At 67.7% G+C, this 14319-nt stretch carries 10 protein-coding genes and 2 pseudogenes; 10 read left to right on the top strand and 2 right to left on the bottom strand.

Features of this window, described 5'->3' with window-relative positions:
- Positions 1–155 precede the first annotated feature (155 nt).
- Positions 156–1028: a formyltetrahydrofolate deformylase gene (gene purU / locus ACFWP5_RS13575; RefSeq protein WP_384154665.1), complete on the bottom strand. Its 873-nt coding sequence runs from the start codon at positions 1026–1028 to the stop codon at positions 156–158.
- 220 nt (positions 1029–1248) lie between these two features.
- On the opposite strand from purU, the gene ACFWP5_RS13570 reads away from it, so the two are divergent.
- The 6 genes and pseudogenes from ACFWP5_RS13570 to ACFWP5_RS13545 form a co-directional block, all read left to right on the top strand.
- The gene (locus ACFWP5_RS13570; RefSeq protein ID WP_384154663.1) at positions 1249–2718 is read left to right on the top strand and encodes an aldehyde dehydrogenase family protein; all 1470 of its coding nucleotides are present in this window, start codon (positions 1249–1251) and stop codon (positions 2716–2718) included.
- Positions 2719–2738: 20 nt separating this feature from the next.
- Positions 2739–3827 carry a glycine betaine/L-proline ABC transporter ATP-binding protein gene (locus ACFWP5_RS13565; protein WP_384154661.1) on the top strand — a complete coding sequence of 363 codons (1089 nt, stop codon included), beginning with the start codon at positions 2739–2741 and terminating at the stop codon, positions 3825–3827.
- On the top strand, positions 3827–5833 hold the full coding sequence (locus ACFWP5_RS13560) for an ABC transporter permease (protein WP_384154659.1): 2007 nt from the start codon (positions 3827–3829) through the stop codon (positions 5831–5833). The genes ACFWP5_RS13565 and ACFWP5_RS13560 overlap by 1 nt, the downstream gene beginning before the upstream one ends.
- 13 nt (positions 5834–5846) lie before the next feature.
- Positions 5847–6809, top strand: coding sequence for an ABC transporter substrate-binding protein (locus ACFWP5_RS13555; RefSeq protein WP_384154657.1), 963 nt, complete (start codon positions 5847–5849; stop codon positions 6807–6809).
- Between the two features lie 269 nt (positions 6810–7078).
- Entirely contained in the window at positions 7079–7564 is a 486-nt protein-coding gene (locus ACFWP5_RS13550; RefSeq protein WP_384154655.1) for a hypothetical protein, read from the top strand.
- Between the two features lie 97 nt (positions 7565–7661).
- Positions 7662–8072: pseudogene (locus tag ACFWP5_RS13545) on the top strand (ISAzo13 family transposase); the annotation flags it as partial.
- Here the strand turns inward: ACFWP5_RS13545 and ACFWP5_RS13540 are convergent.
- Positions 8057–8446, bottom strand: a pseudogene (locus ACFWP5_RS13540) (IS5/IS1182 family transposase); the annotation flags it as partial. The pseudogenes ACFWP5_RS13545 and ACFWP5_RS13540 sit on opposite strands and share 16 nt — an antisense overlap.
- Before the next feature lie 416 nt (positions 8447–8862).
- Between ACFWP5_RS13540 and ACFWP5_RS13535 the strand changes: the two are divergent.
- From ACFWP5_RS13535 to ACFWP5_RS13520, 4 genes are all read left to right on the top strand, one after another.
- Positions 8863–11301, top strand: a complete 2439-nt coding sequence (locus tag ACFWP5_RS13535) for an FAD-dependent oxidoreductase (protein ID WP_384154653.1) — start codon at positions 8863–8865, stop codon at positions 11299–11301.
- Between the two features lie 21 nt (positions 11302–11322).
- Positions 11323–12606, top strand: coding sequence for a serine hydroxymethyltransferase (gene glyA, locus ACFWP5_RS13530; RefSeq protein WP_384154651.1), 1284 nt, complete (start codon positions 11323–11325; stop codon positions 12604–12606).
- Complete coding sequence (locus ACFWP5_RS13525; RefSeq protein WP_384154649.1) at positions 12603–13835, top strand: sarcosine oxidase subunit beta family protein; 1233 nt, start codon at positions 12603–12605, stop codon at positions 13833–13835. The genes glyA and ACFWP5_RS13525 overlap by 4 nt, the downstream gene beginning before the upstream one ends.
- A gap of 11 nt (positions 13836–13846) precedes the next feature.
- Positions 13847–14319, top strand: a 473-nt coding sequence (locus ACFWP5_RS13520) for a sarcosine oxidase subunit delta (protein WP_384154647.1), incomplete at its 3' end; no start/stop codon positions are given.

The raw sequence follows: 14319 nt of genomic DNA, 5'->3' as shown, positions 1-14319 counted from the left end.
CGGGCTGGATATAGCCGGCCTGCGTTTCGAGTTGCCCCCGGCAGGCTGCCTTCAGCGTGCCTGTGTCCCAAGCGCCGCCGCCAGAAGCCGTATACGGCACACACCTGCACCCGCACCCGCCGCACCCTCACCCGTGCCCGCACTCACGCCCACCCTCACCGGAACACAACCGTCCGATTCCCGTACACCATCACCCTGCTCTCGCTGTGCCACTTCACCGCGTGCGCCAGCACCTGCGCCTCCACGTCCCGCCCCACCGTCACCAGCTCCTCCGGGTCGAGTGAGTGGTCGACCCGGACCACGTCCTGGTCGATGATCTGGCCCTCGTCCAGTTCCGGCGTCACATAGTGCGCCGTGGCGCCCACGAGCTTCACCCCTCGGTCGTACGCCTGCTGGTAGGGGCGGGCGCCCTTGAAGCTGGGGAGGAAGGAGTGGTGGATGTTGATGGCGTGGCCCTCCAGCTGCTTGCAGAGGTCGTCGGAGAGGATCTGCATGTAGCGGGCCAGTACCACCAGGTCGATGTCCAACTCCCGTACCAGTTCGAGGAGTCGGGCCTCCGCGTCGGCCTTCGTGTCGCTGGTGACCGGGATGTGGTGGAAGGGGATGCCGTACGTCTCCGCGAGGCCCTCGAAGTCCCGGTGGTTGGAGACGATCGCCGGGATCTCGATGTTGAGGGCACCGGTGCGGCGGCGGAACAGCAGGTCGTTCAGGCAGTGGCCGAACTTGGACACCATGATCAGGGTTCGGGTGGGGGTGGCGGCGTCCCTCAGGGTCCAGGAGATGCGATACGCCTCGGCCACCGGGCCGAATCGGTAACGCAGTGTTTTCAGGTCGGCGTTTGGATCGGAAACGTCGAAGTGGACCCTCATGAAGAAGCGGCCCTTGAGCCGATCATCGAATTGCTGGCTCTCCAGGATGTTGCCGGAGTTCCGGACGAGAAAGCCGCTCACGGCATGGACCAGTCCGGCGCTGTCCGGGCACGAGAGAGTGAGGACGAATTCGCGGCCAGGGTGCGGTCGAGGGGACATGAGCGGCCTCCGTCGGTGCGTGTTGCGCAACTTGGTGAGCGATACGCAACATGGTTGGGCCGGGCGCCGCTTGCGGTCAAGAGGCGGCCGGGCAATGGGTCGCATGGTGAAATCGTCATCTGCCAACCCCTTGACGTATGTCTGCACATTCGCCATGGTGTTCCACCACAAGCAATACGGTGCACGATGCGCAACGAAATTCGCTCGAAGGGCTCCACACGTGGCAGACCTGTATGTGGACGGAGAATGGCGCGATGCGGTGGCCGGCGGCCACCGTGACATCCGCTGTCCCGCCGACGGCACGCTCGCCGCGACCGTGTCCGAGGGAACGCGTCCCGACACCGAGGCCGCGATCGCCGCCGCCCGCCGCGCCTTCGACGAAGGGCCCTGGCCGCGCACCCCCGAGCGGGAGCGCGGCGCGCTGCTGCTGCGCACCGCCGAGATCATCGAGCGTGACGCCAAGGAGTTCGCCCGCGCCGAGTCGCTGGACACCGGCAAGCGGTTGGTGGAGAGCGAGTACGACATCGCCGATGTCGTTTCGTGTTTTCGTTACTACGGCGGGATCGGTGGCACCGACGCCGGACGGGTCATCGACACCGGGCGGGACGACGCCGTAAGTCGGGTCGTGTACGAGCCCGTTGGGGTGTGCGGGCTCATCACGCCCTGGAACTACCCGCTGCTGCAGGCCAGTTGGAAGGTCGCCCCGGCGCTTCTCGCGGGGAACACGGTCGTTCTCAAGCCGAGTGAGCTGACGCCCTCCACGTCCATTCTGCTGATGCGCGCGCTGGAGGAGGCCGGACTTCCCGCCGGTGCCGCCAATCTCGTGCTCGGTGCCGGGCCCGAGGCGGGTGCGCCGCTCTCCGAGGATCCCGCCGTCGACATGGTCTCCTTCACCGGGGGCCTTGAGACCGGCAAACGCATCATGGCCACCGCCGCCGCGACCGTGAAGAAGGTGGCGCTGGAGCTGGGTGGCAAGAACCCCAACGTCATCTTCGCCGACGCCGACTTCGAGACGGCCGTGGACTTCGCGCTCACGGCCGTCTTCCTGCACTCGGGCCAAGTCTGTTCGGCCGGCGCCCGGTTGATCGTCGAGGACTCGCTGCACGACCGGTTCGTCGACGAAGTCGTGCGGCGGGCACGGCAGATCAGGCTCGGCGGGCCCTTCGATCCTGAGGCCGAGACCGGGGCGCTGATCTCCGCACAGCACCGGGAGAAGGTCGAGGCGTACGTCGCGGCGGGCGTCGCCGAGGGTGCTGTGCTGCGGTGCGGCGGTGAGCGGCCGACTGAACTCGGCCTCGCCGACGGCCACTTCTACCCGCCGACCGTGCTCGACGGCTGCACGCAGGACATGCGGGTGGTGCACGAGGAGTCCTTCGGACCGGTGCTGACCGTCGAGCGCTTCACCGACGAGGACGACGCCGTACGCATCGCCAACGACACCGAGTACGGACTCGCCGGCGCCGTCTGGACCCAGGACGCGGGGAAGGCCCAGCGGGTCGCCCGGCGGCTGCGGCACGGCACGGTGTGGATCAACGACTACCACCCCTATGTGCCGCAAGCGGAATGGGGTGGCTTCGGACACTCGGGCGTGGGCCGGGAGTTGGGACCGACCGGCCTGGACGAGTACCGAGAGCCCAAGCACATCTGGCAGAACATCCAACCCCGGCCGCAGCACTGGTTCCGCGGCTGAACGCCGAAAAGAGGTCGATCGTGACCCCAGCACAGACCGAGGTGCCGCAGCGGCGCGGCACTCCCCAGGACTCGGCCCCCACCCCGGTCATATCCGTGCGCAAGCTGTGGAAGGTGTTCGGGCCGAAGGCAGAGCAGGTACCCGATTCCGAGGAACTGTGCGGGCTCACGCGCCGTGAGCTGATGGACCGCACCGGCTGCACCGCCGCCGTACGCGATGTGAACTTCGAGGTCTCGCCCGGCGAGGTCTTCGTCGTCATGGGCCTGTCCGGCTCCGGGAAGTCCACCCTGGTGCGATGTCTGACCCGGCTGATCGAACCGACCTCCGGGGAGATCGTCTTCGAGGGCGAGGACATCCGGGACGCGGACGCCAAGCGGCTGCGCGAGCTGCGGCGCCGTAAATTCTCCATGGTCTTCCAGCACTTCGGGCTGCTGCCGCACCGCCGGGTCATCGACAACGTGTCGTTCGGCCTGGAGATCCGCGGCATGGGCAAGGCCGAGCGGACCAAACGGGCCCTGGAAGTCGTCGAGTTGGTGGGACTGTCGGGGTACGAGAACTCCTACCCCGACCAGCTCTCCGGCGGAATGCAGCAACGCGTCGGGCTGGCAAGGGCGTTGGCCGGTGACCCGGACGTGCTCCTCTTCGACGAACCGTTCTCCGCGCTCGACCCGCTGATCCGCCGTGACATGCAGAACGAGGTCATCCGGTTGCACCACGAGGTCGGCAAGACCATGGTGTTCATCACCCACGACCTGTCCGAGGCCCTCAAGTTGGGCGACCGCATCCTCATCATGCGCGACGGCAAGATGGTGCAGTGCGGCACGGGGGACGAGCTGGTGGGCGCTCCCGCCGACGACTACGTGCGCGAGTTCGTGAAGGACGTGCCGCGCGGTGACGTCCTCACTCTGCGCTGGATCATGCGTCCCGTCGTGGACGGAGACGCCCTGGACGGCCCCGAGTTGGGCCCGGACGTCGTCGTACGCGAGGCCACCCGGGCCGTACTGGCGGCCGACAAGCCGGTCAAGGTCGTCGAGAACGGCAAGCTGCTCGGCATCGTCGGCGACGAGGAGATCCTCGCGGTCGTCGCCGGGCAGGAGGGCGACGCGTGATGACCGTCGCCGTGGAGAAACCGGAGCCCGCACAGGAAGTCGCGGACGCGGCGCCGGAGTTGAAGAACCCGCGACGCAAGGTCACCCGGCCCATGATGGTGGGCGCGATCCTCGTCGTGTGGCTGGTGCTGTTCGCCGTGCTGCGCGGGAAGCAGACGCTGACACTCGCGGCGGCCGATCTCACCGGACTGCACCGGTGGTTCAACGACCTCAACGACTCGGTCGGCGCCAACCGCAACTCCAACCCGCTCTTCCTCTACTTCTTCAACGAGATCCGCCTGGTCATCGACAACCTGGTGACCTTCGTCCAGGACCTGATCTCGCAGCCGAGCGGCGACCGGCCGCTGCCGCAGATCGGCTGGCTCGGTGTCGTCGGCATCGCCGGGTTCGTGTCCTGGGCCGTGGGCAACTGGCGGGTCGCGCTCCTCGCCATGGCAGGCTTCGCCTTCTTCGGGCTCCAGGGCCTGTGGCAGGAGAGCATGGACACCCTGGCCCTGACCCTCTCCGCGGTCCTCGTGGCGCTGCTGTTCGCGATCCCGCTGGGCGTGTGGGCGGGGCTGTCCGACCGGTTCAACCGGATCATGACGCCCTTCCTGGACTTCATGCAGACGATGCCGACCTTCGTCTACCTCGCCCCGCTGACCCTGATCTTCCTCATCGGCCCGGCCTCCGCCGTGATCGCCACGGTGATCTACGCGGCCCCGCCGGCGATCCGTATCACCGCGCACGGCATCCGCTCCGTACCGGAGACCACCGTGGAAGCGGCCGATTCCATGGGGTCGACGCGCTGGCAGTCGCTGCTGAAGGTATTGCTGCCGATGGCCAAGCGGACCGTGGTGGTGGGCGTCAACCAGACCATCATGGCCGCCCTGGCCATGGTGACCATCGCGGCCCTGATCGACGCGCCCGGCCTCGGCAAGACCGTCATGCAGGCCCTCCAGTCGCTCGACGTCGGCACGGCCTTCAACGCGGGTCTGGCGATCGTCGTGATGGCCATCGTCCTCGACCGGGTCACGACCGCGTCCAGCACGCGCGCGGAACAGGCCCGGAACTCGTCCGGCCGCTTCCTCAAGTGGCGCCGTCCGCTGCTGGGTTCGGGCGCGGTGGGCGTCGTAGTGCTGATCTACCTGTCGCACACCTACCTGTGGGCGGCGCAGTTCCCCGGCGAAGGCAGCACCGGCGGTCACATCGCCAACGCGGCGGACAGCGTGACGACTTGGGTGCAGGACAACCTGTCGGGCCTCACCAACGCCTTCCGCAACGCGATCACCAACGGCCTGCTCAACCCGTTCCAGTCGCTGCTCACCGACTCCCCGTGGTGGCTCGTCGGCGCGGTGCTGATCGGGATCGGTGTGGTCGTCGGCGGCTGGCGCTCGGGGGTCACAACTGCCGTCTGCGTAGGCCTGCTTGTCGGAACGGGCGTGTGGTCGGACGCCATGACGGCCCTTGCCTCGACGATCGTGGCGACCGTGCTGGTGATGGTGTTCGGCATCGCCTTCGGGGTGTGGATGGGGCGCAGCACGCTGGTGGACCGGCTGCTTCGCCCCACGCTGGACGCGGCGCAGGTCATGCCGCCGTTCGTCTATCTCGTGCCGTTCCTCGCGCTGTTCGGCCCGACACGCTTCACGGCCATCGTCGCCGCGATCGTCTATGGGGCGCCGGTCGCCATGAAGATCATCGCGGACGGGGTGCGGGCGGTGCCCGAGACCACCATCGAGGCGGCCACCTCCGCCGGGTGCAACACCTGGCAGATCATCACCAAGGTTCAGCTGCCGATGTCACGCGGTGCCCTGACGCTCGCTATCAACCAGGGCCTGATCTACGTGCTGTCGATGGTTGTAGTAGGCGGCCTGGTAGGTGCGGGCGCCCTCGGCTACGACGTCGTGGCCGGATTCTCACGGGGGGAGCTGTACGGGAAGGGGCTTGCCGCGGGTCTGGCCATCGTCCTTCTCGGAGTCATGTTCGACCGGATCACTCAGGCCGCGGCGCGCCGCGCCACCGCTTAAGGAGCACGACACCATGGCAAGACACTGGCGAGCCGGCGCGGCCGGCCTGGCCGTCCTCGGCCTCACCCTCACCGCGTGCGGCGGGGCGAAGGTCGGAGACAGCTCCTCCGCGGGCTCGGGAAGCTCGGGCAAGTGCGGCACCTTCAACCTGGCCGTCAACCCGTGGGTGGGCTACGAGGCGGACGCGGCGGTCGTCGCGTACGTCGCCCAGCACAACCTCGGTTGTACGGTCACCAAGAAGAATCTCAAGGAAGAGATCGCCTGGCAGGGCTTCGGCTCCGGCGAGGTCGACGCGGTCCTGGAGAACTGGGGCCACCCCGACCTGGTGAAGAAGTACATCGACCAGCAGAAGACCGCCGTGGACGCCGGCCCGACCGGCAACAAAGGCCTCATCGGCTGGTACGTGCCGCCGTGGCTGGCCAAGGCGCACCCCGACATCCTCGACTACAAGAACCTCAACAAGTACGCGTCGAAGTTCAAGACGTCCGAGTCGGGCGGCAAGGGCCAGCTCCTCGACGGCGACCCGTCGTACGTCACCTACGACGCGGCGCTGGTGAAGAACCTGAAGCTGAACTTCAAGGTGGTGTACGCGGGCAGCGAGACGGCGCTCATCCAGGCCTTCCGCACCGCCGAGAAGAACAAGCAGTGGGTGATCGGCTACTTCTACGAGCCGCAGTGGTTCCTGTCCGAGGTCCCGCTGAAGAAGGTCGCCCTGCCCGCGTACAAGGACGGCTGTGACGCCGACACGGCCAAGGTTGCCTGCGACTATCCCGTCTACAACCTCAACAAGATCGTCAGCGCGAAGTTCGCCAAGTCCGGCAGCCCCGCCTACAACCTGGTGAAGAACTTCAACTGGACGAACGACGACCAGAACGAGGTCGCCAAGTACATCGCCCAGGACAAGATGACGGACGATGGGGCGGCCAAGAAGTGGGTCGAGGCCAACAAGGACAAGGTCGACGCCTGGCTTAAGTAGCGCCCGGCGTCCGCCGCTAATGTGGTTGTTCTCCGGCCAAGGCTCCGTGGGTGTGTTGCGTGAACTGCCGGAGAACAACCTATTTCGCCCGCGATTCATCCCGAATTCCAACATGAAACCTTCACCTGGAGCGTGGCCGCCGGCAAATTGGTCAAGCTGCGGCAAAAATGATCTCCGAGGCCCGCGGTGAAAGCATCTCCCCGGTAAGATCCCGTCCGGAATGGCACACGGTTACGACCAGACCCAAATTCATTCGGAAACGGGGAGACGTGGGGATTCGCAAATATATGCGGAGCGTTCTGATTGCCGGGATTCTGCTTGGGGCATCCATCTTCACGCCAGCCACTCAGGCTGACGCTGCAGCTGGGCAGTACCACTTGAACCTCGGTCAGAAGCTGACCGTCGGGAAGTGCATCGTGTCCACTGCTGGACAGCGCGGGGCTGTCGCAAAGCTTTGCATGGGCAAGTATGCCAACGCGCTCATCTACTACAAAGGTGTTCTAAAGGGTGAGTTCGGACCGAATCACGTGACGTCGGCTCAGCCTCAGGCCTACATCACGCTCGCATCCGACCACAACGTCAAGATTTATAAGTACTCCGGTGGGCCACTTCTGTTCAACAGCAAGACCGCCGGGAGATTCCCGGCGACCCAGCTGTGGATCGACTCCTGCGCGGCTCTTCCCTACTGGAACGTCGCCCTGGTCAAGCCTGGAAGCTTCAACTGGCCCTGGAAGGGCGAACACTGCGTCGGCTAGTTGTACCCGACCACCCCGATCTGACAGTTGTCGACCTTGCCTGGGGCCCGTATTTCAATAAGCGCTCGGTAGAGGGGTGTTGGTGGGAGTCTGAGATATGACTCCATGTCTGGCGGGCGGCGTTGCCGCTCGTGCTCTGCGGGCCAAGTTCGATCAGATCCTGCCGCACCTCGATGAGCGTCGCCGTCGGTTGTACCTGGCTAGTGAGGCGACGGCCCTCGGCTGCGGCGGGATCGTCAGGGTCGCCGCCGCCTCCGGCACCAGCACTGCAACCATCGCGCGTGGTATGGCCGAGTTGGCCGGCTGCTCCTCGCCGACCCTGCGGGTCCGGGCTCCTGGTGCGGGCCGCAAGCGGCGGACTGATACCGACCCTGGTCTGCTGCCCGCGCTGGAATCGCTGATCGAGCCGCACACCCGAGGCGACCCCGTCTCCCCGTTGCGGTGGACCACGCTGTCGTTACGGGCCCTGGCCTCAACCCTCACCGCACAGGGCCACCGCAGGTCGGCTCCGTTGGGGCCGGGGGCGGTTACGCGATCGGTGCGGATGACGGTGCCGTCCAGGTTGAGGTGGGTGTACCCGGCGGCGGCCGCCCGCTCCAGCGCGGTGGACAGGTCGGGGGCGTGGTCGGCGAGCACGGTCAGCCCCTCGTGGAGACAGCGGTAGGCGGTTGGCACCGAGATCTGGTTGTCCCGGGCAAGTTGGGCCAGCCGGGTCCCGTCGACGAACCACCGCAGGACGAGGATTCCCTGCTTGAAGACGCCCAGGGCGCGGGTGTTCTTGCGGGTGCCGAGCCGCTCGCGGCGCTCGCGCAGGAGCCTGGCCAGGGTCTCGGCGGTCTCCCTGCTGACATCGAGCACGGCGGTGTAGGTGATACTGGTCAACGCGTGAAGCCTCTGGCCGTACGGAACTTGATCTTCGCAGACCCGTTCCTACCAGGGGCTTCAACCCTATCTGACGCCAGGTCACCCGGCCCCGGGCCGCCTCACCCAGGCCATGTCACACACCGCAACCGTCACGTTGCCGAGAACACCTCAGTGGATCAAGTAGTGGATTGAGCGGTGGATAGAGCAGGGCGCCCGAGTGCCCCGTAAAACCGCCGGAAAGGCCCGGCAGGCTGCGTCGTCAGCCTGCCGGGCCTCGGTGCGTCCGGGCCGCGATACGAGTCGCGTCCGGGTCGGTTTGCCCGACGTCACGGACCCCTTGACACCCGCTCCTCACGCCGGGCACATTGAGTTGCGCAACCTGAAGCATGTTGCGCAGACAGCAACCGGATTGCTTTCTAGCCGGAGGTGCGGCGATGGCGGGACCCCGAGTGGTCATCATCGGAGCGGGCGTCGTGGGGGCGGCGCTCGCGGACGAGATCTCCGCGCGAGGCTGGACCGAAGTGACCGTGGTCGACCAGGGCCCGCTGCCCGCCACCGGGGGCTCGTCGTCGCACGCCCCAGGCCTGGTCTTCCAGACCAACTCCTCCAAGACCATGACCGAGTTGGCCCGCTACACGGTCGAGAAGTTCTGCTCCCTCGACGTCGACGGCCAGCCCTGCTTCCTCCAGGTCGGCGGCCTCGAAGTCGCCACCACCCCCGAGCGCGTCGCCGAACTCCACCGCCGCCACGGCTGGATCACCGCCTGGGGCATCGAGGCCCGGCTGCTCACCCCCGAGGAGTGCGTCGAGCACCACCCCCTCCTCAACCCCGACAAGGTGCTGGGCGGCCTCCTGGTCCCCACCGACGGCCTCGCGAAAGCCGTCCTCGCCGTAGAGGCCCAGATCCGCCGGGCCACGGACCGTGGTGTGCGATTCCTCGCCCGCCACGAAGTCCTCGACGTCCAGCGGGCCGACGGCCGCGTCACCGGCGTCCTCACCGACCAGGGCGAGATCCCCGCCGACATCGTCGTGTGCTGCGCCGGCATCTGGGGCCCGAAGATCGCCCGCATGGTCGGCATGAACCTCCCGCTGACCCCGCTCGGCCACCAACTCGCCTGGACCGGCCCGGTACCGGCCCTCGCCGGCCAGACCGAGGAGGCCGTCCGCCCGATCCTGCGCCACCAGGACGCCGACCTCTACTACCGCGACCGCTTCGACGCCATCGGCATCGGCTACTACGGCCACCGCCCGATGCCCATCTCCGCCGACGACATCCTCTCGGTCGACGAGGCCGACGACATGCCGTCCGTCCTCAAGTTCACCGAGGACGACTTCGCGGACGCCTGGACGGAAACCCAGTCCCTGCTCCCCGCGACCCGGGAGGCGAAGGTCGAGGAGGGCATCAACGGCCTCTTCTCCTTCACCACCGACAACTTCCCCCTCCTCGGCGAGTCCCTGGACGTCAAGGGCTTCTGGGTCGCCGAGGCGGTCTGGGTCACGCACTCGGCGGGCGTCGGCCGGGCGATGGCCGAGTGGCTGGTCGACGGATACTGCTCCTCCTTCGACCTCCACGAGTGCGACGTCAACCGCTTCGAACAGCACCAGCTCGCCCCCGAATACGTCCTGGCACGCGACTGCCAGAACTTCGTCGAGGTCTACGACATCCTCCACCCCCTCCAGCCGTCCGGAAAGCCGCGCCCGATCCGCACCAGCCCCTTCCACACCCGCCAGCAGGAACACGGCGCGGTCTTCCTGGAGGCGAACGGCTGGGAGCGCCCGCAGTGGTACGAGGCCAACTCGGGCCTGGTGGAAGGCCGTTCGATCCCCACCCCCAACGACTGGGCGGCGCAGTACTGGTCGCCCATCGTCGGCGCCGAGGCACAGGCCACCCGCGAGACCGTCGCGATGTACGACATGACGGCCCTCAAACGCCTGGAGGTGACCGGCCCCGGCGCCGCCGACTTCCTGGAGGGCCTGGTCACCGGCAAGGTCGCCAAGTCGGTCGGCTCGGTGACGTACACACTCCTCCTCGACCACGACGGCGGCATCCGCAGCGACATCACCGTCGCCCGCCTGGCCCACGACCGCTTCCAGGTCGGCGCCAACGGCAACCTCGACCTCGACTGGTTCACCCGCCACCTCCCCGCCGACGGCACGGTCCAGGTCCGCGACATCACGCCGGGCACCTGCTGCATAGGCCTGTGGGGCCCGCTCGCCCGCAAGGTCCTCCAGCCCCTGACGGACGAGGACTTCACGAACGAAGGCCTCAAGTACTTCCGCGCCAAAACGGCCTACATCGGCACGGTCCCCGTCACCGCCATGCGCCTCTCCTACGTCGGCGAACTCGGCTGGGAGCTCTACACCACCGCCGACCAGGGCCAGAAACTCTGGGACACCCTGTGGCAGGCGGCCAAGCCGCTCGGCGGTGTCATCGCCGGGCGCGGCGCCTTCAACAGCCTCCGTCTGGAGAAGGGTTACCGCTCCTTCGGCACCGACATGACCTACGAGCACGACCCCTACGAGGCCGGCGTCGGCTTCGCCGTCAAGCTCGACAAGGGCGACTTCATCGGCAAGGCGGCACTGGAACGCCGAAAGACCGACGTGCGACGCCAGTTGACCTGCCTCACCATCGACGACCCGCACTCCGTCGTCATGGGCAAGGAGCCGGTCTACGACGGCGAGCGCGCCGTCGGCTACGTCACCAGCGCGGCCTACGGCTACACGATCGGCAAGGGCATCGCCTACGCCTGGCTCCCGGCCGAACTCGCCACCCCCGGCACCCAGTTGCACATCGGCTACTTCGACGAGCGCGTCGAGGCGGTTGTCGCGGCGGAGCCGCTGTTCGACCCGACCATGTCCCGCCTCCGCGGCTAGCCGGAAGGACGCGAACGCCGTATGAACGCGCTGAACACCCCCTTGGCGGAACTGGATCCCGAGGTCCACGCCGCGCTCCGCGCCGAACTGCACCGCCAGCAGTCCACGTTGGAGATGATCGCCTCCGAGAACTTCGCGCCGTCCGCCGTACTGGAGGCGCAGGGCTCGGTCCTCACCAACAAGTACGCGGAGGGCTATCCCGGCCGCCGCTACTACGGCGGCTGCGAACACGTCGACGTCACCGAGCGGTTGGCCATCGAGCGGGTCAAGTCCCTGTTCGGCGCCGGGTTCGCCAACGTGCAGCCGCATTCAGGCGCGCAGGCCAACACGGCTGTGTTCTTCGCCCTGTTGAAGCCCGGCGACACGATCCTCGGCCTCGACCTCGCGCACGGCGGACACCTCACCCACGGCATGCGCCTCAACTACAGCGGCAAGATGCTGAACGTGGTGCCGTACCACGTCTCCGAGACCGACAACCTGGTCGACATGGACGAGGTGGAGCGCCTCGCGAAGGAACACCGCCCCAAGATGATCATCGCGGGCTGGTCCGCGTATCCACGGCAGTTGGACTTCGCGGCCTTCCGGCGGATCGCCGACGAGGTGGACGCCCTGCTGATGGTCGACATGGCGCATTTCGCGGGACTGGTCGCCGCCGGACTGCACCCCAACCCCGTGCCGCACGCACACGTGACCACGACCACGACACACAAGACGCTCGGCGGCCCGCGCGGCGGAGTCATCCTCACCAACGAGGCCGACCTCGCCAAGAAGATCAACTCGGCGGTGTTCCCCGGCATGCAGGGCGGCCCCCTGGAACACGTCATCGCCGCGAAGGCGGTGTCGTTCAAGGTCGCGGCCTCACCCGAGTTCGCGGAACGCCAGTCCCGCACACTCGCCGGCTCCCGCATCCTCGCCGAACGCCTCACCCGCACGGACGTGGCGGCCACCGGGGTGAAGGTCCTCACCGGCGGCACGGACGTCCACCTGGTCCTGGTAGACCTGCGTGACTCCGAACTCGACGGCAGGCAGGCGGAAGACCTGCTCCACGAGATCGGCATCACCGTCAACCGCAACGCCGTGCCCTTCGACCCGCGCCCGCCCATGGTCACGTCCGGACTCCGCATCGGCACACCGGCACTGGCCACGCGCGGCTTCACGGAGGAGGACTTCGCCGAGGTCGCGGACGTGATCGCGCTGGCCCTCCAACCGGAGCCCGACATCGGCGACTTGAGCGCCCGCACGGAGACACTGGCGGCGAAGCACCCGCTCTACCCGCACCTGTCCGAGGAGGGCGACCCCCGATGACCCCCCGCACCCCGGGCGCAGACCTCCCCGAACACCCCGACCGGCTCTGGCGCACACCCGAGCCGAAACGCTCGTACGACGTGATCGTGGTCGGCGGTGGCGGCCACGGCCTAGCGACCGCCCACTACTTGGCGAAGAACCACGGCATCACCAACGTCGCGGTGCTGGAGAAGGGCTGGCTGGCGGGCGGCAACATGGCCCGCAACACCACGATCATCCGCTCCAACTACCTGTGGGACGAGAGCGCGGGCATCTACGAGCACGCGCTCAAACTCTGGGAGGGGCTGGAGGAGGAGCTGGACTACCCGATCCTCTTCTCCCAGCGCGGAGTGCTCAACCTCGCCCACAGCCTCCAGGACGTCCGCGACAGCGTGCGCCGCGTCGAGGCGAACCGGCTCAACGGTGTGGACGCGGAATGGCTGGACGAACGGCAGGTCAAGGAGGTCTGCCCGATCGTCAACACCTCGCCGGACGTGCGCTATCCGGTGATGGGCGGTACCTACCAACCACGTGCCGGCATCGCAAAGCACGACCACGTGGCCTGGGGCCTGGCCCGCTCCGCCGACGCCGCCGGCATCGACCTCATCCAGAACTGCGAGGTCACCGGACTCGACATAGTCGACGGCAGGGTGGTGGGCGTACAGACCACACTCGGCCCGATAGCGGCGGGCAAGGTAGCGCTCTGCTCGGCCGGCCACACCTCGGTCCTGGCGGCCATGGCGGGCATCCAACTCCCGCTCCAGAGCCACCCGTTGCAGGCCCTGGTGTCGGAACTCCTGGAGCCCGTCCACCCGACCGTCGTCATGTCCAACGCGGTCCACGTGTACGTGAGCCAGGCGCACAAGGGCGAGTTGGTGATGGGCGCGGGCATCGACTCGTACAACTCCTATACGCAGCGCGGCGCGTTCCACATCATCGAAGAGCAGATGGCGGCGGCGCTGGAGTTGTTCCCGGTCTTCGCCCGCGCGCATGTGCTGCGCACCTGGGGCGGCATCGTCGACGTCACCCCCGACGCCTCACCCATCGTCGGCCTCACCCCGGTGGACAACCTCTACCTCAACTGCGGCTGGGGAACCGGCGGTTTCAAGGCCACCCCGGGCGTCGGCTGGGTCTACGCCCACACCATCGCCCATGACACCCCTCACCACCTCAACGCCCCCTTCTCGCTCGACCGTTTCACCACCGGCGCGCTCGTCGACGAGCACGGCGCTGCCGCGGTGGCCCACTAGGGAGCCGAACCATGCTGCTGATCCCCTGCCCCTGGTGCGGGCCCCGCGACGAAGCCGAGTTCCACTACGGCGGCCAGGCCCACGTGGCCTACCCGGAGACCCCGGCCGACCTGACCGACGAGGAATGGGCGCGCTACCTGTTCTTCCGCGACAACCCCAAGGGCCCGTTCTCGGAACGCTGGAACCATGCGGCGGGGTGCCGCCGGTGGTTCAACGCGGTGCGGGACACGGGGACGAACGAGATTCTGGGGGTGTATCGGGCGGGGGAGCCGCGGCCGACGGTGAGTGGGCGGGAGGCGATGGTCGATTCTCCGGTGCTTTCTGAGCCACGTCGAGCCTCACCCGTCCCGCCGGCCACTGATGAGCTGAGGCCGTCACCATCAGCCCGCCCCGCCACTGATCAGCTGGGCCCAACACCGTCAGCCCGTCCGGCGTTTGAGGACGAGGCCCTTTCGGGGCCGACGGGGGTCCAGGGGGCGGAGCC

The sequence above is a fragment of the Streptomyces sp. NPDC058469 genome (assembly GCF_042721125.1).
In the GTDB taxonomy this organism is placed as follows: domain Bacteria; phylum Actinomycetota; class Actinomycetes; order Streptomycetales; family Streptomycetaceae; genus Streptomyces.
The sequence above is the reverse complement of the archived record's forward strand: the minus strand, read 5'-3'. Positions and strand labels throughout refer to the sequence as shown.